This is a genomic window from Spiroplasma endosymbiont of Zeiraphera isertana, from assembly GCF_964030805.1.
In the GTDB taxonomy this organism is placed as follows: domain Bacteria; phylum Bacillota_I; class Bacilli_A; order Mycoplasmatales; family VBWQ01; genus Spiroplasma_E.
Genome location: NZ_OZ034965.1, coordinates 970,832 through 995,421, shown reverse-complemented (window position 1 = coordinate 995,421; position 24,590 = coordinate 970,832). Strand labels below are relative to the sequence as shown.

Here is a 24,590-nt window from a genome sequence, read left to right as displayed (position 1 = left end):
GAAAAAAGTAATTTTAGTTTTTTTTAATTCTTTCAATTGGAGTTTCAGTAGCATCAATAGCTAACAAATTATTATTAGTACCTTTATTTTTTGTTAAATCTTTTTTTCCAGGTAAATTAAAAATTCCGCTTTTTATTAAAATATTTTCAATTCAAAAAATATTACGAATGCAACTAGTATGAATAATATTAGATCTTTTTGCAATAACTCTATAACTACTATAGTCTTTTCAATATTCTAAAGTCATTAATAAACGCTCTTCAATTACAATTTTATTTTTTCTACCACCATAATATTTTTGTTTAGACTCAGCAATTTTTAAAATTTCAAGCATTTTATAAAATGTTTGTGGCTTTATGCCGACTAAACTATAAAATTCTTGATCATCTTTATATTTTTTCAACATAATAACTATCACCTTTAATATTAATAATAATCGTTAAATTGTTAAAATTAAAGGTTTTGCACCAAGTCTAATAAAACTTTAAGTAAAATTAGAATTAAAATTGAACACGTATTTGCTAAACTAAAACGTTTTAAAATTTTAAGTTTAAAATATCGCAATAAAATACGAAGATTTGCATTAAGATTTAATTTAATAGCAGGAATATATAATTTTGAATTACCTTAGTTTTGCACCAAGTCTATTAAAGCATTTAAATTTCTTAAGTTTTTAAATTGTAAATTATTAATAATATAACCATTAATCTGACCACGTGGTTGTTTAAGTTTTTTATTAAAATATACAAAATATGGATTACCAAGAGTATAAAATTTATCAGTATCTAAATTTACTCCATTTAAAAAATTATTATTTCAATAAGGAGTATATTTTCCATTATCTTCTAATTTATTAGTTGCAGTTGTTTTTTCAACATCAGTTAATATATGACCTTCAAAAGTCTTTTTTGCACCATCATCATAACTTGGTGCAATAATGTCTTGTCATTGTTGATAAGTATCAACTGTTGATTTTGCTCCTACTGTTAAAACATAATTAGTTTCTGGTAAAGCACTAAAACTAACTGGGTCATATGTAGATGCTTGATAATTTAAAGGAAAAATTAAATGCGTAGGATTCATAGTGATTTCTTTATTATCATTTTTATTAATATTTCTACCTCATAATCCAATAGCAATGGTGCCTACTGTCCCATAAAAAGTTATTTGTGCATGTGTAACTGGTCTAGGTGATAAGTAATTATTATCTAAAATAATATTTTTCTTTAAATCCAATGTTGGTAATGCTACTGGTTCACCAACGGCACCTAATTGTACATATTTATTAATTGCTAAACCACTATGTGCTAATTTATCATTTAATGAACTAAAAGTGCATTGAATATAAGCCAATTCTTTATTTTCGTTATTATAAGTTTTACTTGCAACTTCAAGAATATATCATTGTCTATCTATTGTATAAGAATTATTACCTTTTATGGCATTAATTTCTGGAATCATATATAATTGATATAAATTTGAAACAATGTTATTAATAAAATTAAAATTCTTTTTTTCATTTGGAATATTAATAACTACATTTTTAATTGCTTGTTCTTGTATAAAAGCATTATTTGCTGGTGTAGCACTATAAGTAATGCCTAATTGGTATGATAATATATTACCATAAAATAAATCACCAACTTTTAAAACCTTTTTACCAGTAGAATCTATTGTTTTTAAATCTGGTTCTATTAAATCAAAACTATTATCTCATACAGATAATATTGCTTCTCTTCCGGTAAAGATTTTACTAAAAATAGTATAATCATTAGGAATACTAGTTGGTGTCTTATAACCCGTTTCTGTTGAATTTATAGCACCTAAAATAATAGTAAAAGGACATATACGAAATTGTAAATCTTTATTTTGTGTAAAATCTTTTTCAATTTCACCAGTTGATTTTCAAACTGTTTTAATTAATTGATGATTTATTTTCGGTATCATTCCCATTTTTAGTTTCTCCTAAAAAAGTTTTTCTAAATTCAAATTCTTTCTTTTCGTATTTTAAATTTTATTCAATAATCTGTTCTGCTTCTTCTTCACTTGCACCATATCTTTTAACAATAATTCTTTTAATATTAGTAATTCCTAATCTTAATTCTGCTTCATCAATTTCAAGTGATTTTAATCTATCTGTAATAGTATTTTCTTTAATTTCAAATGTTCATTTAGATTTATCACCATCTAATCCCATTAATATAAAACATCTTTGAAATATTTCATTTCAATCACTTTGATTTAAAGTTCTTTTAATTCTTGTAGTTTCCATATCTCTTGAATTAGTAATTAATACTTCTGCTTCAGTTTTTTGACTTGTAGTATCATTTACCGGACTATATCCACTACCTTCAAATGCTTTATCAATAATAAATTGAATGAAATCTGCATATTTATCTAAAACAGGTGCACCCATTATTGTTGCAATTGGTGGTGTACCACTAGTACTGCCTAAACTTCTTAAATTTGTTTGTAAAATCATATCCCCAATTAATCTTTTAAGTTCATAACCAGATGCTTGAGTATTAGCATCATCACTTTTAGTCATTGCATTAATTTCTTGAGCAGTAATATCTAAAAATACACGAGTTCTATTAAAATCTAATTCTTTTCACATTATTTCAAAGGTATGATTTAATAATTTTCGTAAACCTTTAATTGCTGTTGTATCTGGATAATAATCACCAATAACTCCACCAAAGAAATTCTTTTTAGGTAAATTTTGCATAAATTTAACTGGAATAATACCTAAATTATGATTATCTATTAAAGGCAATTGTAAATCTTTACTTATCTTTTCTTGTAAACCATCTAATGTAACAGTATCACTAGTAAAATATCTAATTATTTGATTTGGAGTATATGTTGTTTTAACATAAATACTTTGGTCATCATATTGTAATCTTGACCATGTTGATGCACTATATTCAGTTTCTAATACTCTTGCTACTCTTGATTGAGCATATGGTTGAGCAAAATTTAAAGCAATTCTACCAGTTTTAGTTCTATCAATTTGAATAATACTATAACCATAAGCAGATTTAATATTACAATCTTGATAAAATAATGAATCTAAATTATTTCATTCTTTTAATTTTTCAATTGCTTGTTTATATTTTTCATCTTCACTAGTTAAAGTATAACCATTACCTCATAATAACTTAGAACCATGATTAGCAATCATTTCTGTTAAATTAAGCATACATCATTTAGATGATAATACTTCAGTATTTTTTTTAGAATTTTCTTCAGATATTAATGTTTCGTTATTACTCATATTTTATTTCCTTTCAAAATAAGGATTTATATTTGCACTTAAATTTCTAATATATGGCTCAATTGCATAATCAAAAGCATCACGTAAATGGTCATTACCTGCTAATGGTATTTGTTTAATACTTTTAGGGTCTCATACAGCCAATCTAAATTCATCTAATAATGCTTGTGCATTCATACTAATATTTAAGCGTTCTGATGCCATTAAAGCTACATTCTTACCTATTCTAAACTCAAGTCTTAATTTCACATAATCTTTAAAATATAATCATGAATTAACTTGATATTTAATTGCTGTATCATTTAACATTTCAATAAATGTATAATTACTAAACGGACTTCTCCCCACATGTACTTGTGGAGGAAACAATGAAATTGAATGAGTTCAACAATATATTTCAAACAGAAAAAGATTGTTTGAAATATATAGCAAGTTTGAAGGAAAACAAATGTATGAGGTGTTCTTGAACAAATTTGAATACTTCTGATTTAAGAAGAATAAGATGTTTGAAATGTCATCAAACATTTAGTATTCTTCATGACACCATTTTTTACAAGTCACAAACACCTTTGACATCTTGGTTTTATCTCATCTTTAGATGAATAAACACCAAACATGGAATTCCATCAACTGATGTTGCAAAAGAATTGGGAGTAACTTTGAAAACTGCTTGAAGAATGGGTCATAAAATCCGAAGTGCAATTGCAAAACAAGAACCTCAATTCATTGTTGAGGGCATAGTGCAAATGGATGAAATGTATCTTTCACATATGGGTTTTAAAAAACAAGGAAGATCCTTAAAAAATAAAACTTTGATTGTTGGGATTTATGAAAAAACAACCAATAATTTAATTGTGAAAGTGTTGAAAAATGCAAATCAAAAAAATCTTTTGCAATTTGCAAGAAACCACATTTCTTCAAAGTGTGATGTACATACTGATTCTTGAAAAGGATATCGCCATTTTAAATCAGTTTTCACTAAGCATGAAACAGTTAACCATCAAGATGGCTATGTTTCAAAAACTGGTGTAAACATAAACCAGATTGAATCGGCATGAAAGCACATCAGACGAACATTTAAAACACATATCAAAGTTGAAAAACATCATGTTCATTTATACGCAAAAGAATCGGCATATAAATTCAACAATATACCTAGTTTTGAAACTGTAATGTTATGTTTGATTTAAAAATGTGGGGAGAAGTCCGTAGATAGGCTTTTCTCAGCATTTATGTGATAAAATTTAAAAATAGTACATAAAGGGAGAAAAGCCTTACTAAAATCACAATATACAGTTAAACCATATTCATATAACAAATTATTTTCTTTTGCTAATTTAATATAAAACTCAACTACTAATCTTGCTAATTGTTTATTATCATAAAGAATTAATTTATTTTCTATTTTTAAACAATCAATAACATTAACAAATTTAAAATTATAATCAAAACCTATTAATAAACATGCTAATGCATCATCTTTAAACCCATAATCTAATCCAGCACTAAATCTATAACTTGGTTGTAATAATCTACTAATTTTATGAATTAAATGTTAATATATTCCACCACTTTCATAACCAACTAAACCATGACTTCTTACTCTTGCAGATATTGGGTCAAGAGTTTCTATTTCTAATAATTGTTGTTTATCACTATCTTTTAAATGAGTATTTAATTTTCAATTTTGATAATGATAAATAGTTTTATCAATAATAGTAAATTGTTCATATTCATTAATAATTTGTTTTTCATTTTGTGGACAAGCATTTATAGTTTTTTTAATAAATTCATTAAGAATTGACCAAGGATTACAACTTTCAATTTCTAATAATTGATTTGCGCCTCTTATTGCATCTTTTAAATCTTGATAATCATTTTCAGTAATTTCATATCTTTCATCACTTCATATAATTACATAATCATATAAATAATTACTTGCTAATCCAGTTAATTTAACATTACTATTATCTTGTGCATGTAAATATTTACAAGTTATTTTACTACCATTAAATTCAATAGTTTTTTTAGTTTCACTAATAATAAAATTAATACTAGGATATGTTGCTCTAATAATTTGTTTTAATTCTTGTCAACTATCATTTAATTGTTTTGACATATTACGAATTAAATAAGCATGAATATCCTGAGTTGTAAATATAAATGGGACAGTTTTTTAAAATAATTGTATTAAATCTATTGGTCTTTTATAAGAGAGCGATTTTCTGGGTGTAGAATTAATTTGAAATGCTATAAAATTTAAATCTTTTTGTTTATATGAAGATAGATCTGTAGATTTTGGTAAATATCTTCTTAAAATACCATTATTATTTTCATTTAAACCCCTTTGGCAAGGTTTACCAGGATCTGCAAAATAAATTTTGACATTACAAATTTTTTCGATTAATCTTCATTTACTAAATTCTTTACCACGATCAAAAGTAATGGTTTTAACTGTTCCTTTTTGTAACTTTGAAATAAATTTTATTATACTTTTCGTAATATTTTCTGATTTATGATTTTTAGTTACTAAAGGAATTGTGGTTTTTGATCATATATCAGCCAAAGTAATAATAGAACTTTTATGATCTTTGCCAATGATAGTATCACCTTCTAAATGACCAAATTCTTGTATATTTTTAATATTAGGAATGATTAAATTTCTTTCATGAATAGACTTACAATTATTAATTTTGCCCCTAGTTTCTTTTTGTTTGTGAGATTTATTTTTGCCTTTTCTCAATAAGTTATTTTCATCAAAACCCATTCGATTTGTTTTAAACATGTTATATAAAGTTTTTGTTGAAATACTTTTTATTTTATTTTCCTTTAAAAAGTTAGCAATTATATCAAGAGCATACTTTTTAGTAATTAACAAATGATTAATACTATTAATTTCTGTTAAAGTTAAAATTATTAATTTTCTGACTGCGTTTTGTTTATTTTTTTGAAATTGATTCAATATTTCTAATGGCAATAAGTTTTTATTTAATAATCTACAAACTCTATGTACGGTTGATTTACTATAATCAACAATTTTTGCTATTTTACGAATCGAAAATCCATAATTTTTATATTCTTTTATTGCTATTATTGATTCAATACTCAGATACTTATACATTGCGCTAATTCCTTTCTTTTCTTAATTATAGAACTAACACAATTTAATTTTTATATAAGTGTCCTTTTTAATTTTACAATTAAAGATATTAATATTTTCTAACATTAATAAAATACCTAAGAATTCAATATCACTAAATGTTTTACCAGATTTACGACTACCTAATTGTTTAATTTTAGTAATATTTAAAGGTTGTTTTAAATACATTCTTTTAGCAATATCTAATAAATAACCAAAATTACTTAACATTTATTCTTACCTTTATTTTCTAAACTAATTGCTATAGGGGCTGTATTATCACTACTTTTTATATCAATTTTTGTAGATAAATGATATTCTTTCACAAATGCTCTTTCTAAATATCATGCAGTATTATTTGCATTCGCTTTTAAATATCTTTGTGTATTAATATGGCGTATTTGTAAATATGCTCAATTAATTTGTTGTAAAAAAGTATTTCTCTTTTTTTGTTTTCAACTATAAAGAGTATTTTCTGTAATATTTAAATAAACTAACATACCAATTTTAGTAGGTACTTCATCAAACTCTTTACAATATACTTGGTGCAAAACCTTTAATTTTAACAATTTAACGATTATTATTAATATTAAAGGTGATAGTTATTATGTTGAAAAAATATAAAGATGATCAAGAATTTTATAGTTTAGTCGGCATAAAGCCACAAACATTTTATAAAATGCTTGAAATTTTAAAAATGGCTGAGTCTAAACAAAAATATTATGGTGGTAGAAAAAATAAAATTGTAATTGAAGAGCGTTTATTAATGACTTTAGAATATTGAAAAGACTATAGTAGTTATAGAGTTATTGCAAAAAGATATAATATTAGTCATACTAGTTGCATTCGTAATATTTTTTGAATTGAAAATATTTTAATAAAAAGCGTAATTTTTAATTTACCTGGAAAAAAAGATTTAACAAAAAATAAAGGTACTAATAATAATTTGTTAGCTATTGATGCTACTGAAACTCCAATTGAAAGAATTAAAAAAAACTAAAATTACTTTTTTCAGGTAAAAAGAAACATCATTCTCTCAAATCCCAAATAATTATTGATATTTCCAATGGAAAAATTATTTCAACTGCTTTTTGTTTTGGAAGCATTCATGATTTTAAATTGCTTCTAAAATCTAAAACTTTTATTCATCCAGAAAAACAAGTTTTTGTTGATTCAGGTTATCAAGGTATACAAAATATTCATAAAAATACATTTTTGCCATTTAAAAAAAGTAAATACAATCAATTAACACCAATTCAAAAAGAATACAATAAAACTTTAAGTAAAATTATAATTAAAATTGAACACGTATTTGCTAAACTAAAACGTTTTAAAATTTTAAGTTTAAAATATCGCAATAAAATACGAAGATTTGCATTAAGATTTAATTTAATAGCAGGAATATATAATTTTGAATTACCTTAGTTTTGCACCAAGTCTAATGATGAAAGTCCATTTTTAAGTAAAAAATATATGTTATAATTTAATAAATAAGTAAAAAATATTATAGTTAGGGTGAGAAAATTGAAAAAAAAAATTGGTATTGTCGCTGATTCCTCTTCAGGATTTTCAATTAAAGATTTAAAAGAAATGAATATTGGATTTTGTCCATTATTAATCACTTTTAGTGATGATACAACTATTACTGATGACCCTAACATTCTAAAGGATGAAGAATTCTATAATAGAATAGTTCATGAAAAACAATCTGCCAAAACTTCGCAAACACCACTTGGTCAAATGAGTATAATTTGAGAAGATGCTTTAACTAAATTTGAAAAGATTATTTTTATTCCTTTATCAAAGGGGTTATCGGGTCAATATAACACTGCTACTATGTTATCAAAAGAATCTAATTTTAAAGATAAAGTTTTTGTTTTTGATAGTAATGGTGTTTCAGTTATTAACTGACTATTAGTTAAAAAAGCATATCAAATGTCACTTAACGAAAAAAATAATGTTAATGATATTATAGAAGCACTAAAATTAATAAGAGATAACTATATAGCATTTATTTTACCTTATGATTTAAATTATTTAGTTCGTGGTGGTAGGATTTCAAAATCAGCAGCAGCCTTAGCTACTATGTTAAAAATAACTCCAATTTTATCTTTTGACGGAACCATTGATAAATTTGATAAAACAAGAACATGAGATAAAGCTATTAAAAATACTCTTAAAGAAATTAATAAAAGTAAAAAAATAGAAAGCATTACTCTCTTTTACATTATTCATGCTTTTGCTGAGGCAAAAGAAATAGAAAAAATTACAAAATTTGTTAAAGATTATGGCATTAAAAACGTCAAAACTATTAATTTAGCAAACGTAATTTGTGCTCATACAGGAATTGGAACCTTCAGTTTTGTTGCTTTTAATTTAGATAAAGATAAGTTACCAAAATTATAACAATAAAAAATTCACTTTTATGAGAAACATTTAAAAGTGATTTTTAATAATGGCAGGGGTGGCAGGACTCGAACCCACAACACTCGGATCTGAAGGCCGATGTTCTACCATTGAACTACACCCCTAAAATATTTAATTTAAATAGTACATGTTTAATTTTACGCGAAAGAAGTTTTAAGTTCAATTAAAATTTCATTTTTTTTATTTTTAATTCACATTTATCACAAATTCCATGAATTTCTAACTTATAATGTGAAAAATAAAAATTATTTTTAGTTGCTAATTTTTCAAGTTTTTCTTCTTGTAATGGTGAAATTTGTTGTTTATCTTCGAAAGAGGCATGAATAATTTTATTACAAAAATTACAAATAATATGAACGGTATTTTCTGATAGTTCATAAATTATTTGTTTTCCTTCAAAAACATTAGCATGAATAATATGTTCTGTCATTAATAAATCAATAGTATTATAAATACTCATAATATTAATATTATCATTACCTTCTTTTGTTAAAAAACTAATAATATCATTAATACTAACATGTTGCTTAAGCGTTAATACTTTAATAACTGCTTTACGAACATCAGTTAAACGATAGTCTTTATCTTTCAACTTTTGGATAATATTTTCAAAATTTTTATTCATAATAATCTCCTGATAAAATATAATATTACTTTTTTTTATTTTTTTCAATTGCTACTAATCTTTCAATTTCATTTATTAAATCTTGAACTGTTTTTGTTTGTAAATCCAGTAATTTATTATCATTAATTTTTACATTATGTTTTTCTTCTATTTTAATAACAATCATTACTAATTTAAGAGAGTCAATTTTTACATCTTTAAATTTAGTTTTGGGTGTAATTTTTTCTTTAATTTCTGGATAATCTTTTTTAATAATTTGATGAATTTCACTTAAAATATCCATAAATTCACTCCTAATTTAAATCATTTTTATTAACAGTTATACTTAGTATAACATAGAGCATTAAATTTTATTTGTTATTTTAAAATATCATTCTAAATAATCTAGTTTTAAATTAGTATTATATTCAACTCATACAGCATTATTTAAAATATTAAAATGAAAAATAAAATTATTAATTTTTCATTTTGGAAATGTTTTAATAATTAACTTTAAAAATATGTATTGAAATAAATCTTGATTAAATTGTATTTTATATATAATCTGTGACTGATTTGCTAAGATAGTACTATTTTTATCTAAAATAATTGTAATACTTTCATTTAATTTTTTAATATCAATAGCTTCTACAACTATGTCTGGATTTAAATTTTCTTTTTTATCATCTACGGTCTCTAATTCTACATCATATTCTTTTACCATTTCATTTAAATTTTTATTAGTTGAAAAATTTTTGATAATAAAAAATAACATAATACTTAATGTAATAGTGATAGTAATAATTAAAATGCTAATTTGTAACCTACGTATAAACATTTTATACCTTTATTTGACTATGAATTAAATACTTATAATCAATAAAACTAAAGTTATCACTACTATAAAATTTTAATATTTCATTGTAAGTTAAACTAAAATTAGTTGTTTTCACTCAATTTTCACTATTATTTCTTATTAATTTTTTAATAAAAATAGAATGATATGGACCACCAATAATTGGTTCACTACTTTCTTCAATAGACTTGGTGCAAAACTAAGGTAATTCAAAATTATATATTCCTGCTATTAAATTAAATCTTAATGCAAATCTCCGTATTTTATTGCGATATTTTAAACTTAAAATTTTAAAACGTTTTAGTTTAGCAAATACGTGTTCAATTTTAATTCTAATTTTACTTAAATTTTTATTGTATTCTTTTTGAATTGGTGTTAATTGATTGTATTTACTTTTTTTAAATGGCAAAAATGTATTTTTATGAATATTTTGTATACCTTGATAACCCGAATCAACAAAAACTTGTTTTTCTGGATGAATAAAAGTTTTAGATTTTAGAAGCAATTTAAAATCATGAATGCTTCCAAAACAAAAAGCAGTTGAAATAATTTTTCCATTGGAAATATCAATAATTATTCGGGATTTGAGAGAATGATGTTTCTTTTTACCTGAAAAAAGTAATTTTAGTTTTTTTTAATTAGACTTGGTGCAAAACCTTTAATTTTAACAATTTAACGATTATTATTAATATTAAAGGTGATAGTTATTATGTTGAAAAAATATAAAGATGATCAAGAATTTTATAGTTTAGTCGGCATAAAGCCACAAACATTTTATAAAATGCTTGAAATTTTAAAAATTGCTGAGTCTAAACAAAAATATTATGGTGGTAGAAAAAATAAAATTGTAATTGAAGAGCGTTTATTAATGACTTTAGAATATTGAAAAGACTATAGTAGTTATAGAGTTATTGCAAAAAGATATAATATTAGTCATACTAGTTGCATTCGTAATATTTTTTGAATTGAAAATATTTTAATAAAAAGCGGAATTTTTAATTTAACTGGAAAAAAAGATTTAACAAAAAATAAAGGTACTAATAATAATTTGTTAGCTATTGATGCTACTGAAACTCCAATTGAAAGAATTAAAAAAACTAAAATTACTTTTTTCAGGTAAAAAGAAACATCATTCTCTCAAATCCCAAATAATTATTGATATTTCCAATGGAAAAATTATTTCAACCGCTTTTTGTTTTGGAAGCATTCATGATTTTAAATTGCTTCTAAAATCTAAAACTTTTATTCATCCAGAAAAACAAGTTTTTGTTGATTCAGGTTATCAAGGTATACAAAATATTCATAAAAATACATTTTTGCCATTTAAAAAAAGTAAATACAATCAATTAACACCAATTCAAAAAGAATACAATAAAACTTTAAGTAAAATTAGAATTAAAATTGAACACGTATTTGCTAAACTAAAACGTTTTAAAATTTTAAGTTTAAAATATCGCAATAAAATACGAAGATTTGCATTAAGATTTAATTTAATAGCAGGAATATATAATTTGGAATTACCTTAGTTTTGCACCAAGTCTATTCTTTCAATTGGAGTTTCAGTATCATCAATAGCTAACAAATTATTATTAGTACCTTTATTTTTTGTTAAATCTTTTTTTCCAGGTAAATTAAAAACGGACTTCTCCCCACATGTACTTGTGGAGGAAACAATGAAATTGAATGAGTTCAACAATATATTTCAAACAGAAAAAGATTGTTTGAAATATATAGCAAGTTTGAAGGAAAACAAATGTATGAGGTGTTCTTGAACAAATTTGAATACTTCTGATTTAAGAAGAATAAGATGTTTGAAATGTCATCAAACATTTAGTATTCTTCATGACACCATTTTTTACAAGTCACAAACACCTTTGACATCTTGGTTTTATCTCATCTTTAGATGAATAAACACCAAACATGGAATTCCATCAACTGATGTTGCAAAAGAATTGGGAGTAACTTTGAAAACTTCTTGAAGAATGGGTCATAAAATCCGAAGTGCAATTGCAAAACAAGAACCTCAATTCATTGTTGAGGGCATAGTGCAAATATATGAAATGTATCTTTCACATATGGGTTTTAAAAAACAAGGAAGATCCTTAAAAAATAAAACTTTGATTGTTGGGATTTATGAAAAAACAACCAATAATTTAATTGTGAAAGTGTTGAAAAATGCAAATCAAAAAAATCTTTTGCAATTTGCAAGAAACCACATTTCTTCAAAGTGTGATGTACATACTGATTCTTGAAAAGGATATCGCCATTTTAAATCAGTTTTCACTAAGCATGAAACAGTTAACCATCAAGATGGCTATGTTTCAAAAACTGGTGTAAACATAAACCAGATTGAATCGGCATGAAAGCACATCAGACGAACATTTAAAACACATATCAAAGTTGAAAAACATCATGTTCATTTATATGCAAAAGAATCAGCATATAAATTCAATAACATACCTAGTTTTGAAACTGTAATTTTGTGTTTGATTTAAATACATGCGGGGATAATTTCCTAGGTAGGCTTTTATCTCCATTTATGTGATAAAATTTAAAAATAGTACATAAAGGGATAAAAGCCATTAAAAATTCCGCTTTTTATTAAAATATTTTCAATTCAAAAAATATTACGAATGCAACTAGTATGACTAATATTATATCTTTTTGCAATAACTCTATAACTACTATAGTCTTTTCAATATTCTAAAGTCATTAATAAACGCTCTTCAATTACAATTTTATTTTTTCTACCACCATAATATTTTTGTTTAGACTCAGCAATTTTTAAAATTTCAAGCATTTTATAAAATGTTTGTGGCTTTATGCCGACTAAACTATAAAATTCTTGATCATCTTTATATTTTTTCAACATAATAACTATCACCTTTAATATTAATAATAATCGTTAAATTGTTAAAATTAAAGGTTTTGCACCAAGTCTAATATAATAAAAAATGATATCAACGTGATAAAGAAAAAAAGCAAAAACAAATAGAATTGCAATCTGATTATGTTTTTAGTTCAAAACAAAATTTTTTTAATTTTCACAAAAAATCTTGATATTACTTTTAATTTAAAATTAAAAGTAATATTTTTATATCAGGGGTGATTTTTTGTGACTAATAATGAATTAATTGATGTTTTAAAAAACAAAAAAGATGAAGAATTTATAAAAATTATTAGACATTTTAAAAATAGAATTAAACAAATTGAGAAAAAAGAAAAATTAGATGCAATTGATAAAAAATTTAAAGAAAAAGGAATTCAATGTCCAAATTGTAAATCTTATTGATGTGTAAAAAATGGTTTTAAGAATAATAAGCAAAAATATTTATGCAAAGATTGTAAAAGTAGCTTTGATGCTTTAAGAAATCATTTTTTACATTGAAGTCATTTATCTCATGAACAATGAGATTGAATAATTTGATTGTCATTGTTAGGTCAATCTGCTTATACTATTTCTCAATTTGCTAAAATTTCAAAAACATCAGCATGATTTAATCGACAAAAATTTATGAAATCATCACAATTAGCAAAAACACAAAAACCATTCACAAAATTAAAAGGTAGAATTGAAATTGATGAAACTTTTATCAAAGAAATTCATAAAGGAAATTTCAAAAATCCAGATGATCCAAGAAAAAAATGAATTGAAGAAAATGCTAAAGATTTAAACTGTTGTATTGAAATGGCAATTGATGAAAATAAAAATAGGCTTTTATCCCTTTATGTACTATTTTTAAATTTTATCACATAAATGGAGATAAAAGCCTACCTAGGAAATTATCCCCGCATGTATTTAAATCAAACACAAAATTACAGTTTCAAAACTAGGTATGTTATTGAATTTATATGCTGATTCTTTTGCATATAAATGAATATTGTGCTTTGAAACTCTTATGTGTGTTCGGAAAGTTCGTCGGATGTGCTTTCATGCTGATTCAATCTGGTTTGTGTTTACACCTGTTGGTGACACATACCCAACTTCATGATTTACGATTTCATGTTTGGGATAGAAGTTTTTGAAACTTACATATCCCTTCCAAGAATCCGTAAATAGACAGCACTCAGTAAAAATGTGTTTCAATGCAAATCTTAAAAGGTTTTTTTCATCTGCATTTTTCAGCACCTTCACAATTAGTTTGTTGCTGGTTTTCTCATAAACTCCAACAATCAAAGTTTTATTCAACAAGGATCTTCCTTGTTTTTTAAAACCTAAATGTGAAAGATACATTTCATCCATCTGTGCTGTGCCATCAACAATGAAACCTGCATCTTGATTTCCAATTCTAGTCCTGATTTCATGACACATTCTTCAAGCTGTTTTATAGGTCACACCCAATTCCCTTGCAACATCGGTTGCTGGTATGCCATGCTTTGTGTTTATTCATCTAAAGATGAGATAAAACCAAGATGTCATTTGGGTATGTGACTTATAAAAAATGGTTCCATAAAGAATACTAAATGTTTGGTTACAGTTCAAACATCGTATTCTTCTCAAATCAGAAGCATTCAAACTAGAAGAAGCACACCTGATGCATTTCATTATTTTAAACTTCGCTATATATTTCAAACAATCGTTTTCAGTTTGAAATATGCTATTGAATTCATTTCAATTCATTTTTTCCTCCACACTAGTACATGCAGGGATAATTTCCTAAAAATATTTATGCTCAAACAACAAATACTAAAAGATTAACAAAAAAATGAGTACAAGAAAATTTAACATCTAAGCTTATCGAAGAAAAATCAATTATAGTTTGTGATATGCAAATACTATATGATACAGTAGCTAAACAAACAAAATGTACTCTCAAGAAATTTAAATCAAAAGAAAATAAAGAATTAAATTATAAAAATTTAAGTAATATCAGTAAAATACAATCAAGTTTAAAAGAATTTATTACTCATTATCATGGCATTGGATTTACCAATATTCAAAATTACCTCAATTTATGAAAATTTAAATACCAACATTATAAAATATCACCTTATGCAAAATCTGAAGCATTATATTTCAGTTTGTAAAAAAAATAAATCCCAAAATTAAATAAAATCAAATTTTAGGCCAGGTTGATGATTTTTTTTATTTCATCAAGAGTTTTTTTGAAAATTAAAAAAAAATTTGATTTAAGCAGTTTTAATTGTGATGATATGTGTAGTTAACAAATAAAAAATATTGCATGAGATGTTTTAGAATCACAACTTTATTCAGAAACACAAGAAACAGCATTAGATAAGTTGTTAGAGGAAATAGAATTTGAATATATGGCTAATGAAGAACAAAGTTCGGTACTAAGTAGTGAAAATTTATCATCTAATTTAATTTTTGATGGTATGTGTGATGAACAAATTATAAAAGATATATCAAATAATTTAGAATTAGATCAATCTATTGAACAATTGTTACCTAGTGAAAAAATAGCAGAACAAAACTTTGAATGAAATAATAGTATTCTATGTGCAAGTAATTTAGATAATGATATTTATGATTATAATTCAGTAACGAGATTTATTCCTTAATTAAATATTAATTTTAATTGTTAATTTTTACTTAAACTTAAAAAAATAAAATTTTATAGTTGAATTTCTGGGAAACACAAAGTACTTTTTTAATTACAAAACAAGTCTAGTGTAAAATAATTAGGTATAGGAATATTGGGGGTGTTTATTTTATGGCATTATTAGTGACACATCGTGGATTTCGTTCTACAGAAGGTGAAAATCGAATCATTGATTTCCAAAATGCTTTGAAAATTTGCCAAGCAGTAGAGTTTGATATTCGATTAACAAAAGATAATAAAGTAATTATTTTTCATGATGATACATTTGAAAGAATTGCCAATAATAAAAGTGAGGTTAGTAGTTTATTATATGAAGAAATTATTAATTTGGAATTTTTTAAAAATAATAAAGAATGAATTCCACCATTATTTAATGATTTTATTGAAAAATTAAGTAAAAATTATCAAATGATTAATGTTGAAATTAAAGAAGAAATTAATCGTAAATATACCCCAAATCAATTAATGGTTATTTTTTCAGAAATTAAAAAATTAGAAAAAAAAAGTAAAGCTGAAATTATGGTTTCTTCATTTAATCACCAGTTATTAAACGAAATTGTTCAAAGAATTAAATATCCTATGAAAAAAGGTTATTTATTTGAAAATAAAAATGATTTTAGTAGACTTGGTGCAAAACTAAGGTAATTCAAAATTATATATTCCTGCTATTAAATTAAATCTTAATGCAAATCTTCGTATTTTATTGCGATATTTTAAACTTAAAATTTTAAAACGTTTTAGTTTAGCAAATACGTGTTCAATTTTAATTCTAATTTTACTTAAAGTTTTATTGTATTCTTTTTGAATTGGTGTTAATTGATTGTATTTACTTTTTTTAAATGGCAAAAATGTATTTTTATGAATATTTTGTATACCTTGATAACCTGAATCAACAAAAACTTGTTTTTCTGGATGAATAAAAGTTTTAGATTTTAGAAGCAATTTAAAATCATGAATGCTTCCAAAACAAAAATCAGTTGAAATAATTTTTCCATTGGAAATATCAATAATTATTTGGGATTTGAGAGAATGATGTTTATTTTTACCTGAAAAAAGTAATTTTAGTTTTTTTTAATTCTTTCAATTGGAGTTTCAGTAGCATCAATAGCTAACAAATTATTATTAGTACCTTTATTTTTTGTTAAATCTTTTTTTCCAGGTAAATTAAAAATTCCGCTTTTTATTAAAATATTTTCAATTCAAAAAATATTACGAATGCAACTAGTATGACTAATATTATATCTTTTTGCAATAACTCTATAACTACTATAGTCTTTTCAATATTCTAAAGTCATTAATAAACGCTCTTCAATTACAATTTTATTTTTTCTACCACCATAATATTTTTGTTTAGACTCAGCAATTTTTAAAATTTCAAGCATTTTATAAAATGTTTGTGGCTTTATGCCGACTAAACTATAAAATTCTGGATCATCTTTATATTTTTTCAACATAATAACTATCACCTTTAATATTAATAATAATCGTTAAATTGTTAAAATTAAAGGTTTTGCACCAAGTCTAATAAATTTTAAATTAATATCATATTTAAAAAAGGTTTGAAAATTAAATGGAATATTTATATTAAAGTGAAAACATTCAAATCTTGGTAAATCAAATTGATTTTTTCCTATTTCATCATTCAATACTATTTTATTTACAATGCTATTATAAATAGTACTATAAAATTCTAAATAATATTCATCAATATTTTTTTTATTACGTAATAAAAAAGCTGTTATTTTATTATTTTGATAAAATTTTGATAGATTTTCATTAATATTTAATGATGTATTTTGTTGTAAATCAAAATTATTATTAAATATTAATATTTTACGTAATATTGTTTCTTTATCATCATAATAATAATCTTTTACTTTTGGAAAATGTGATACTATATAACGTTTTATTCTTATTGGCACCATATTTGCAGTATTAATATTATTACCAGAAAACTTAAAAACCTCATCTAATCTTGATTTTCCACCAACTATCATGTTCTTCATGATCTTTTTAGAAAAAATATGATAAAATCCTTTATCAGAGAAATTTGTCGTTAAAATAATGGGATTTTTAATTTCCAAATTAAAATTTGTTGTAATAAACATTTTTGGTTTAATTTGTAATTGATACTGTGGATTACTATTAAAATAAAAACTAAGTGTTCCATAATTATGTTTATTATTAATATGACGAACTTGCTTTAAATTACTAGGTTTTTTACAATTAAAACTATAATTTAAAATATTTATATTATCTTTTTTAATTGCTATTGCTGGTAAAATTATCTTATAAGTTTTCATAACCATATGTAAAAAAGAAATATCAGCATATGGACCAAGTTTATTATTTTCAAGTAATTCTAAATATGAAGAAGTAAGAAATACTCACTTAATTGATTTAGATATCACAAGTTGTCCACTTACCTGCTTAATATTACTATAATTCAAATCATATTGAAACGTTACATCGTCAAGTAATCCTTCACTTGGTTCTTTGTTAATATCAAAATCATAACTATATGCTTCTACAATTTGAAGTTCAATATAATAATAACTGCTTTTTTGCAAAGTTTGGATTGGAAAGCCAACCACTGTAAATCTTGGAATTAAAAATAATTCTTTTTCATAAATGGGGCTGTTTTTTACATCACTCGTTAAATTCATCTTTTGTTCTAAAAAACTACGCGAATTCAATAAATCAATGCTATTAATATTCATTTTATATCCTTAAATTAAATATAAGTATAAAAAACGCTTAATAGCCGTTTTTTCTAATTTTTCATATTCTTTGATATGATAATATTTTTTTCATCAATTTTTATTTGATTTAACTAAGAACGTTCTAACAATATAACTATATTCATTTTTTGGTAATAATGCTAAAACTGTATCAACAGTTTGTACATGTTTTTCATAATTTTTTAAATCCTTATTTATCGCTATCTTATTAGCATAGTGAACACTATCCTCTTTCAAAACATAATTTTCTTTAAAATTATTATTTGCTAATGTTAATTTTGCTTGTTCATATTTAACAAAAATAGCAGCAATTAGTTGCTTATCAGCACTTATTTGTTCTTTCATTATTATCACCTCAATAATAATTTAAAAACAAATAATTATCTTTCCTCTATTTTATTTCTATTTAACTGACTAATTTTAATATGATCTTGCAAAATAAGTTCAGACACTATTAGGGGTTTGACACTTAAAACAATTACTTGGTTTTTTATACGGTTCTAAAGGAATACAACGTGATGTTGTACCAGTTAAACTTTTAATTTCTTCTTCACACTTTATTTGATCACAAAAAGGTACAATAAAGAAACCTTTATGAATTTTAACTAATTTATGATATTCATTGAAATCTGTTAACTCTTTTAAACTTGTATTTATTTTTTTTTGTGAATTATTAAATAAATCTTTATTTAATTTATTTAATTGATTAATAATAGTTGTTACTAATAGTGTTTCATTATTAATTTCAACATCAATAGTATCTAAATTATGACGTAAAATTAATTTAATTACTTGATTTTCAATTTCTTGCTCACCAATTGCAATAGTAATTGGAATACCTTTAATTTGACTTTCACTTTTCTTATAAGAAAAAATTTTATTATCTTCATTTATTAATACTCGGAAATGAGAACTTAAAATTTTAAATATTCTTTCAACAGTTATTTTAACTTTATCAATTTTAGGTGATAAATTTAAAAGCATAATCTGATGTGGTGCAATTGTAGATGGCAATACTAAACCCAGATCATCGCTATGCGCCATAATTAAAGCACCAATTAATCTTGTCGATACACCTCATGATGTTTGATATCCCAATTCTTGTTTATTGTCTTTATTACTAAATTTAATATTAAATACCTTTGTGAACTCTTGACCAAAATAATGACTAGTACCGGCTTGTAATGCTTGTCCATCTTGCAGCAAAGTTTCAATTGTATATGTCATTTTTGCTCCAGCAAAACGTTCGTGAATTGTTTTTGCACCAACAATAACTTTAATTGCTAATTGTTTTTCAACAAAATCAGCATACAACTTAATCATTTTTAATGTAAAGTTTTTTGCTTCTTCATCGTTATTATGCATTGTATGTCCTTCTTGTCATAAAAATTCACTAGTTCTTAAAAATGGTTTTGTATTTTTTTCTCATCTAACAACATTACATCATTGATTATATAATAACGGTAATTGTTTATATGAACTAATTATTTTTGAAAAATGACGACAAAATAAAACTTCTGAAGTAGGACGAATAATTAGTTCCTCTGATAATTGATTATTTCCAACTTTAGTTACAGTTGCACATTCTGGTGCCAAACCCTCAATATGATCTTTTTCAACTTGAAATGCTTTTTGACTAATTAAAAGCGGTAGCATTACATTTTCAATATTTAAAATTTTAAATCTTTGATTTAATAAATGTTGAATATTTTCTCAAATTGCATATCCGCGAGGACGAAAAATAATGGTACCGGCTGCTGAACCATTTTCTGCGCCATAATCACAAAGTTCTGCTTGCTTAATAACATCAGTATATCATTTGGCAAAATCAATCTCTCTTGCTGTAATATTTTTATTCTTTGCATTATTCATAATGTTCTATTCACCTTTCGTTGATTGACTTTTATGTCACTTCCAATAATTTGGGTAATTTAAAGCATCTAGCACTTTATTTGCTTGTTCTGATTCTAATACTTTTCCTAGTAAATAGTCAACCTTTAATCCTTTTAAAACAATAATTTCAGGAACGTTAATAATACCACGAGCTAAAATATTTTTAATACCTAAAATTCTTAAATAATGCAAACAAATAATAACATCAATATATTTACTAAAACTAAAAGTAACTTGTTCTAATAAATTAGAAGTTAAAACTACATAATCAGGTTTAAAATGATTAATTAATTTAAAATTATCAATATGACGTAAATCATGAGTAAAAGAAATTTTTATTTTATTACTACGAATAGTTTTAATAATTGAATCATACTTATTCCAACTATTAATTTCACCAATATCTTGAAAATCAAAAATTAAATCACAATTTTCAAAAAGATTTTTTCTCTTATTAACAAGAGCAATTAACTTTGTTAAAATAGTTTTATCTTGTAACTCAATTAAACTAACAGGAAGAATAAGGTTTTTTTCTTGTTTTAATTTCGCAAATTTTTCAAATGTTTGAATAAATAAAGGCTCATTTACTTTTCATCACAATCCCGAATCTTGAATATTACGCATCAAAACAATAAACGAAACATAATAAGAATTTTTAACAAAATTTCATCAAGCATAGTAACAATGTGGCTCATTTGAATTATCACTTTTATATACTGGTCTAATACTAACACTTAATAATTTTTCCATTTGTTCTGATTGTAGAAGTGAATAATGATTATAATCGGGATAATTTAAAATATCATTTGTCTTCAATTTGATTTCAATTAAGTCTCTACTTTGTACTACTTCTAATTGATTCTTATCAATAATTTTATTATATAATATATAGACATTTGAAGCATCAGTTTTTACTGAAGCATAAACACATAATATTTGACTTTGAATCTGCAAATAACTACTTTTTTCTACTAAATTACGTTTAATATAACTATTTATTTTTTTTTGGAATCGATATAAATTTATTTTCTTATTTCTAGAATAAATTAAAAAATGACCATCATAATATTTACAAATAATAGTATTATCTAATCCTAAAGTTATTTTACTATAATATGAAATTAATAATTCCATTCGTTCAATATTATTAACAGTTAAAATATTTTCTAATGCTAAATAATTTTTTATTTTTATTAAAATCATATATTCAAATTGACTATTTATTTTTTTATTATATTTTTTTTGACTAAAATTATCTAAAATAGTTTGTACAAAAACTGACTTTACCACTGTTAACTCATTTTGTTGTAAAATAATTGCTTGTGAAATAGCAAAACGATTATAACGAATATTACTTTGCATTTGACCATACAAAACTTTATTATTATTATCAAAATAATCAATTGATAAATCATAAACAATAACTTTACTTCCTAATTGAAAGGAAACCGAAAAATGACACGGCTCAAACGGAACTTTATTGACTAATAAATCTTGAATAAAAATTTCAATTTTTACTTTAGTTTTACGATTCATCATTGATTTAAATACAAATAATGAAATTCGTTTTTTACGATTTAAAACTTCTAAGCGTTCAGAAAAAGTAATAATTTCATTTTTTAAATCAATTTTCAATGGAACTAAACTCAACAAATCACCATGGATAACATTATAATATTGATTATTACGATGATTTAAACGTATAAATAAAATAATTATTATTGTCATAAAAGGAATTAAAGCAATAATTACAATTGCAGATCAACGCATAATTTTACCTCCATTTAATCAGAGCCTAAAGTAATATTACCATTATTTCCTTGGAAAAGTTTTAACTTTAGTCTTTGATTATCAATATATAATTTAGCTAAACGAAACATTTTGCGATCTTTAACCAAAATTCAATCAATAGCTTCAACAGGAATTGTTTCATATATTTGAACACGATTAGTATCAACATTTAAACCTCAATCTTTAGTAGTGCTTTGAAATAATTTATGAATATCAACAGAAATAATAGCTATTTTATTAACATCAACATTTTGCTCTGCACATCACTTTCAAAAAAAATGACGTGTTGAATTACCTAACTCTAATTCTAAATAAGTAGCATGTTCTAAATAAGTTCAAACAATATATTCTTGCTTTGGCAATAATTTAATTTGTGAAGAAGGTTTAATTCCTTGTTCTAATATTAAAGTAATATTACTAACATCAGTATAAAAAAATAAGTTAAAAATATTTTTATTTTCTAAATGTTTAATAATTTGAATAGTTGATCTTCTTCTAAAATTTAAAAAAATATTATTACGTTTTTTATTATTCGTTAAAATAGAAGATTTATTAGATTTTTTTTGTTTTTTAAACCTATTAAAAAAAGGAGTTTTTTTTTCATTGTCTTCTGATAATTTATAAATATCCAAATTAGGTTGATTTTCATCACTAAAATATTCTTTAATTTTTTTAATTCGTCGACTTCAACCCATAAATTATGACCACCTTATTATTAATATTTACCTAATTATACTAAATTTTTTTAAAATAATGGCGCTAAAATTCTAAGCAATAATAAAAATACACCCCGATAGGCAAAACTACGATGTAGTAGTGGATTACTAATAATTAAACTAGAATGAATAAAATCTTTTTCAAATGAAGCCGATAAATCACTATTTGTTTTACTATCATAAACAATTACTAAAGTTTGATGATCTGAATAAAGACTACGATAATCAAGATTAGTTGAACCAATAATAGTAATATCATCATCAAAAATACCAGACTTAGAATGGTTAAAAACATTATTATATTCGTAAATTTTAACACCTGACTCAATCAATGAATCATAATAAGTTCTTGACATATCTAATGATAAAAATTTATCAGTAATTCCGGGTAATGATAATCTAACATCAACACCAGAATAAGCACTATTACGCAATGCAGTAATTAAATCGCTAGTTGGAATTAAATAAGGAGTACTAATTCAAACTCGCTTTTTAGCATTACTAATAAATTTAATAAATAAATCTTTTTGAATTGTTTCTTTAGTAATTGGCCCATCATCAATTACTTGGACAATAATATTATTTTTAATTTTTATTTCAGATTTTTCAGCACTAATATCAAGAATATTACCAGTAATAAAATGCCAATCTTGTCTAAATATTAAATCAATTGATTTAACGGCTTCCCCAACAATTCTAATTTGGGTATCTCTTCAAAAGCCATACTTTGCAGAAAGATAAATATAGTTATCTGCTAAGTTAACTCCACCAGCATAGCCAATATTCCCATCAATAATAATATCTTTACGATGATTACGAAAATTATAATTTCCTGTCATAAATGGTAATCTAACTGGTGAAAATTTATGAATAATAATTCCCATTTTTTTCATTTTTCATATTTTATATTTTGATAAACTAAAATATGAACCAACAGCATCATAAATCATATAAACTTTAACTCCTGCTTCAATCCTTGCTTTTAAAACATTAATAATTACTTCTAATAACTCCCCTTCACCAAGAATAAAATAATTAATAAAAATATAACTTTTTGCTTGTTTTAAATCTTCAATTAATTTAACAAATTTATTAGGACCATTATTTAAAATTTGAACATCAGTATTATTATAAAATGGTCGATGAGAAATTCTTGTTGTATAGTTAAATAAAGATAAAGTATCCTCACTCAAAGTTATTTTTTTTGATTCTAAAATTGAATTAGCAAAAGTTCAATCTTCTTGGGTATAAAAATAACTATTTGTTTTTAAATAAGCTTTTTGTTTTCGTCGATAACGATAAGGACGACCAAAAGTTCAATATAAAAAAATACCGATGATTGGCAAACATAAGGTAACCATAATTCATGATAGTTTTGCATCTTGCATACGATTGGTAATGAAAATAATAATACCAGTTAAAATAGTTAAAGTAATAATTATCATCAAAATAATTCATGAATATTTAATATAATTAAATATAACAAAAACTAGTGTTGCAATCAAAGCAATATATAAGATTAATGATAAAAGTAAGTTTACTCGTTTACGCATGATTTCTCCTTAATATAAAGATTTCTTTA

35 protein-coding genes, 1 tRNA gene and 1 pseudogene are annotated in these 24,590 nt (G+C 23.8%); 12 read left to right on the top strand and 25 right to left on the bottom strand.

All coding sequences use genetic code 4. The features are described from left to right. Window positions 1-13 precede the first annotated feature (13 nt). The gene (locus tag AAHM78_RS06880; protein WP_342253693.1) at window positions 14-406 is read right to left on the bottom strand and encodes a transposase family protein; all 393 of its coding nucleotides are present in this window, start codon (window positions 404-406) and stop codon (window positions 14-16) included. A 75-nt stretch (window positions 407-481) separates the two neighbouring features. On the opposite strand from AAHM78_RS06880, the pseudogene AAHM78_RS06875 reads away from it, so the two are divergent. Then, a pseudogene (locus AAHM78_RS06875) lies at window positions 482-631 on the top strand (transposase); the annotation flags it as partial. On the opposite strand, the gene AAHM78_RS06870 reads toward AAHM78_RS06875, so the two are convergent. The 3 genes from AAHM78_RS06870 to AAHM78_RS06860 form a co-directional block, all read right to left on the bottom strand. Next, a complete protein-coding gene (locus AAHM78_RS06870; protein ID WP_342254787.1) occupies window positions 628-1,953 on the bottom strand; it encodes a hypothetical protein in 1,326 nt (441 codons plus the stop codon). The pseudogene AAHM78_RS06875 and the gene AAHM78_RS06870 overlap by 4 nt on opposite strands. A 61-nt stretch (window positions 1,954-2,014) precedes the next feature. Further along, complete coding sequence (locus AAHM78_RS06865) at window positions 2,015-3,277, bottom strand: hypothetical protein (protein ID WP_342254786.1); 1,263 nt, start codon at window positions 3,275-3,277, stop codon at window positions 2,015-2,017. Window positions 3,278-3,280: 3 nt separating this feature from the next. Then, window positions 3,281-3,646: a hypothetical protein gene (locus AAHM78_RS06860; protein WP_342254785.1), complete on the bottom strand. Its 366-nt coding sequence runs from the start codon at window positions 3,644-3,646 to the stop codon at window positions 3,281-3,283. Between AAHM78_RS06860 and AAHM78_RS06855 the strand changes: the two genes are divergently transcribed. After that, complete coding sequence (locus AAHM78_RS06855) at window positions 3,646-4,467, top strand: IS1595 family transposase (RefSeq protein WP_342252843.1); 822 nt, start codon at window positions 3,646-3,648, stop codon at window positions 4,465-4,467. The two genes, AAHM78_RS06860 and AAHM78_RS06855, sit on opposite strands and share 1 nt — an antisense overlap. Here AAHM78_RS06855 and AAHM78_RS06850 read toward each other — a convergent pair. From AAHM78_RS06850 to AAHM78_RS06830, 5 genes are all read right to left on the bottom strand, one after another. After that, window positions 4,464-4,595: a hypothetical protein gene (locus AAHM78_RS06850; protein WP_342254784.1), complete on the bottom strand. Its 132-nt coding sequence runs from the start codon at window positions 4,593-4,595 to the stop codon at window positions 4,464-4,466. The genes AAHM78_RS06855 and AAHM78_RS06850 overlap by 4 nt on opposite strands. Before the next feature lie 237 nt (window positions 4,596-4,832). Beyond that, window positions 4,833-5,396 carry a phage terminase large subunit gene (locus AAHM78_RS06845; RefSeq protein WP_342254783.1) on the bottom strand — a complete coding sequence of 188 codons (564 nt, stop codon included), beginning with the start codon at window positions 5,394-5,396 and terminating at the stop codon, window positions 4,833-4,835. 57 nt (window positions 5,397-5,453) lie between these two features. Beyond that, window positions 5,454-6,398 carry an IS30 family transposase gene (locus tag AAHM78_RS06840; RefSeq protein WP_342254782.1) on the bottom strand — a complete coding sequence of 315 codons (945 nt, stop codon included), beginning with the start codon at window positions 6,396-6,398 and terminating at the stop codon, window positions 5,454-5,456. A 33-nt stretch (window positions 6,399-6,431) separates the two neighbouring features. Next, window positions 6,432-6,647, bottom strand: a complete 216-nt coding sequence (locus AAHM78_RS06835) for a hypothetical protein (protein ID WP_342254781.1) — start codon at window positions 6,645-6,647, stop codon at window positions 6,432-6,434. Next, window positions 6,641-6,967: a hypothetical protein gene (locus AAHM78_RS06830; RefSeq protein ID WP_342254780.1), complete on the bottom strand. Its 327-nt coding sequence runs from the start codon at window positions 6,965-6,967 to the stop codon at window positions 6,641-6,643. The genes AAHM78_RS06835 and AAHM78_RS06830 overlap by 7 nt, the downstream gene beginning before the upstream one ends. Window positions 6,968-7,023: 56 nt before the next feature. Between AAHM78_RS06830 and AAHM78_RS06825 the strand changes: the two genes are divergently transcribed. The 3 genes from AAHM78_RS06825 (at window position 7,024) to AAHM78_RS06815 (ending at window position 8,822) form a co-directional block, all read left to right on the top strand. Further along, complete coding sequence (locus AAHM78_RS06825) at window positions 7,024-7,416, top strand: transposase family protein (protein WP_342254779.1); 393 nt, start codon at window positions 7,024-7,026, stop codon at window positions 7,414-7,416. A gap of 50 nt (window positions 7,417-7,466) precedes the next feature. Next, window positions 7,467-7,841 carry a transposase family protein gene (locus AAHM78_RS06820; RefSeq protein WP_342254995.1) on the top strand — a complete coding sequence of 125 codons (375 nt, stop codon included), beginning with the start codon at window positions 7,467-7,469 and terminating at the stop codon, window positions 7,839-7,841. Between the two features lie 99 nt (window positions 7,842-7,940). Beyond that, window positions 7,941-8,822, top strand: a complete 882-nt coding sequence (locus AAHM78_RS06815) for a DegV family protein (RefSeq protein WP_252319932.1) — start codon at window positions 7,941-7,943, stop codon at window positions 8,820-8,822. A 50-nt stretch (window positions 8,823-8,872) separates the two neighbouring features. On the opposite strand, the gene AAHM78_RS06810 is transcribed toward AAHM78_RS06815, so the two are convergent. The 5 genes from AAHM78_RS06810 to AAHM78_RS06790 form a co-directional block, all read right to left on the bottom strand. Next, window positions 8,873-8,947: transfer RNA gene (locus AAHM78_RS06810), tRNA-Trp, on the bottom strand. Window positions 8,948-9,006: 59 nt separating this feature from the next. After that, the gene (locus tag AAHM78_RS06805) at window positions 9,007-9,468 is read right to left on the bottom strand and encodes a Fur family transcriptional regulator (RefSeq protein WP_252319930.1); all 462 of its coding nucleotides are present in this window, start codon (window positions 9,466-9,468) and stop codon (window positions 9,007-9,009) included. 25 nt (window positions 9,469-9,493) lie between these two features. Continuing rightward, a complete protein-coding gene (locus AAHM78_RS06800; protein WP_252319928.1) occupies window positions 9,494-9,751 on the bottom strand; it encodes an acyl carrier protein in 258 nt (85 codons plus the stop codon). Window positions 9,752-9,811: 60 nt separating this feature from the next. Next, complete coding sequence (locus AAHM78_RS06795) at window positions 9,812-10,171, bottom strand: hypothetical protein (protein WP_342254778.1); 360 nt, start codon at window positions 10,169-10,171, stop codon at window positions 9,812-9,814. Between the two features lie 331 nt (window positions 10,172-10,502). Next, a complete protein-coding gene (locus AAHM78_RS06790; protein ID WP_342255077.1) occupies window positions 10,503-10,868 on the bottom strand; it encodes a transposase family protein in 366 nt (121 codons plus the stop codon). 144 nt (window positions 10,869-11,012) lie between these two features. Here AAHM78_RS06790 and AAHM78_RS16860 point away from each other — a divergent pair, with 144 nt between their 5' ends. Then, a complete protein-coding gene (locus AAHM78_RS16860; protein WP_342252873.1) occupies window positions 11,013-11,423 on the top strand; it encodes a transposase family protein in 411 nt (136 codons plus the stop codon). Beyond that, window positions 11,365-11,829 carry a transposase family protein gene (locus AAHM78_RS16855; RefSeq protein WP_425289797.1) on the top strand — a complete coding sequence of 155 codons (465 nt, stop codon included), beginning with the start codon at window positions 11,365-11,367 and terminating at the stop codon, window positions 11,827-11,829. The genes AAHM78_RS16860 and AAHM78_RS16855 overlap by 59 nt, the downstream gene beginning before the upstream one ends. On the opposite strand, the gene AAHM78_RS06780 is transcribed toward AAHM78_RS16855, so the two are convergent. Next, window positions 11,826-11,999 (bottom strand): hypothetical protein, encoded by a 174-nt coding sequence (locus tag AAHM78_RS06780; protein WP_342254777.1) that lies wholly within the window; start codon window positions 11,997-11,999, stop codon window positions 11,826-11,828. The two genes, AAHM78_RS16855 and AAHM78_RS06780, sit on opposite strands and share 4 nt — an antisense overlap. Between AAHM78_RS06780 and AAHM78_RS06775 the strand changes: the two genes are divergently transcribed. Next, window positions 11,977-12,798 (top strand): IS1595 family transposase, encoded by an 822-nt coding sequence (locus tag AAHM78_RS06775; protein ID WP_342254776.1) that lies wholly within the window; start codon window positions 11,977-11,979, stop codon window positions 12,796-12,798. The genes AAHM78_RS06780 and AAHM78_RS06775 overlap by 23 nt on opposite strands. Before the next feature lie 56 nt (window positions 12,799-12,854). Here AAHM78_RS06775 and AAHM78_RS06770 read toward each other — a convergent pair whose 3' ends face one another. Further along, window positions 12,855-13,175: a transposase family protein gene (locus AAHM78_RS06770; protein WP_342254775.1), complete on the bottom strand. Its 321-nt coding sequence runs from the start codon at window positions 13,173-13,175 to the stop codon at window positions 12,855-12,857. Window positions 13,176-13,418: 243 nt separating this feature from the next. Here AAHM78_RS06770 and AAHM78_RS06765 point away from each other — a divergent pair, with 243 nt between their 5' ends. Beyond that, window positions 13,419-14,060, top strand: a complete 642-nt coding sequence (locus tag AAHM78_RS06765) for an IS1/IS1595 family N-terminal zinc-binding domain-containing protein (protein WP_342254774.1) — start codon at window positions 13,419-13,421, stop codon at window positions 14,058-14,060. A gap of 42 nt (window positions 14,061-14,102) precedes the next feature. Here the strand turns inward: AAHM78_RS06765 and AAHM78_RS06760 are convergent, their stop codons facing one another. Further along, window positions 14,103-14,819 (bottom strand): IS1595 family transposase, encoded by a 717-nt coding sequence (locus tag AAHM78_RS06760; RefSeq protein WP_342254773.1) that lies wholly within the window; start codon window positions 14,817-14,819, stop codon window positions 14,103-14,105. Window positions 14,820-15,070: 251 nt separating this feature from the next. Between AAHM78_RS06760 and AAHM78_RS06755 the strand changes: the two genes are divergently transcribed. The 3 genes from AAHM78_RS06755 to AAHM78_RS06745 all read left to right on the top strand — a co-directional run bounded on the left by AAHM78_RS06755 (window position 15,071) and on the right by AAHM78_RS06745 (window position 16,512). Then, window positions 15,071-15,331, top strand: a complete 261-nt coding sequence (locus tag AAHM78_RS06755) for a hypothetical protein (RefSeq protein ID WP_342252970.1) — start codon at window positions 15,071-15,073, stop codon at window positions 15,329-15,331. A gap of 240 nt (window positions 15,332-15,571) precedes the next feature. Beyond that, a complete protein-coding gene (locus tag AAHM78_RS06750; protein WP_342254772.1) occupies window positions 15,572-15,826 on the top strand; it encodes a hypothetical protein in 255 nt (84 codons plus the stop codon). Window positions 15,827-15,978: 152 nt separating this feature from the next. Next, on the top strand, window positions 15,979-16,512 hold the full coding sequence (locus AAHM78_RS06745; RefSeq protein ID WP_342254771.1) for a glycerophosphodiester phosphodiesterase family protein: 534 nt from the start codon (window positions 15,979-15,981) through the stop codon (window positions 16,510-16,512). Here the strand turns inward: AAHM78_RS06745 and AAHM78_RS06740 are convergent. The 8 genes from AAHM78_RS06740 to cls all read right to left on the bottom strand — a co-directional run bounded on the left by AAHM78_RS06740 (window position 16,504) and on the right by cls (window position 24,561). Beyond that, on the bottom strand, window positions 16,504-16,869 hold the full coding sequence (locus AAHM78_RS06740) for a transposase family protein (protein ID WP_342254992.1): 366 nt from the start codon (window positions 16,867-16,869) through the stop codon (window positions 16,504-16,506). The two genes, AAHM78_RS06745 and AAHM78_RS06740, sit on opposite strands and share 9 nt — an antisense overlap. A 59-nt stretch (window positions 16,870-16,928) precedes the next feature. Continuing rightward, window positions 16,929-17,321 carry a transposase family protein gene (locus AAHM78_RS06735; protein ID WP_342253640.1) on the bottom strand — a complete coding sequence of 131 codons (393 nt, stop codon included), beginning with the start codon at window positions 17,319-17,321 and terminating at the stop codon, window positions 16,929-16,931. Between the two features lie 33 nt (window positions 17,322-17,354). Then, entirely contained in the window at window positions 17,355-18,587 is a 1,233-nt protein-coding gene (locus tag AAHM78_RS06730) for a hypothetical protein (protein WP_342254770.1), read from the bottom strand. Window positions 18,588-18,596: 9 nt separating this feature from the next. Next, entirely contained in the window at window positions 18,597-18,953 is a 357-nt protein-coding gene (locus AAHM78_RS06725; RefSeq protein ID WP_342254769.1) for an MG284/MPN403 family protein, read from the bottom strand. Window positions 18,954-19,028: 75 nt separating this feature from the next. Then, window positions 19,029-20,480 carry a proline--tRNA ligase gene (proS, locus tag AAHM78_RS06720; protein WP_342254768.1) on the bottom strand — a complete coding sequence of 484 codons (1,452 nt, stop codon included), beginning with the start codon at window positions 20,478-20,480 and terminating at the stop codon, window positions 19,029-19,031. A 6-nt stretch (window positions 20,481-20,486) separates the two neighbouring features. Further along, complete coding sequence (locus AAHM78_RS06715; protein WP_342254767.1) at window positions 20,487-22,271, bottom strand: hypothetical protein; 1,785 nt, start codon at window positions 22,269-22,271, stop codon at window positions 20,487-20,489. Window positions 22,272-22,285: 14 nt separating this feature from the next. After that, window positions 22,286-22,987, bottom strand: a complete 702-nt coding sequence (locus AAHM78_RS06710) for an acetyltransferase (protein WP_342254766.1) — start codon at window positions 22,985-22,987, stop codon at window positions 22,286-22,288. Between the two features lie 50 nt (window positions 22,988-23,037). Beyond that, a complete protein-coding gene (gene cls, locus AAHM78_RS06705; protein WP_342254765.1) occupies window positions 23,038-24,561 on the bottom strand; it encodes a cardiolipin synthase in 1,524 nt (507 codons plus the stop codon). Window positions 24,562-24,590 lie beyond the last annotated feature (29 nt).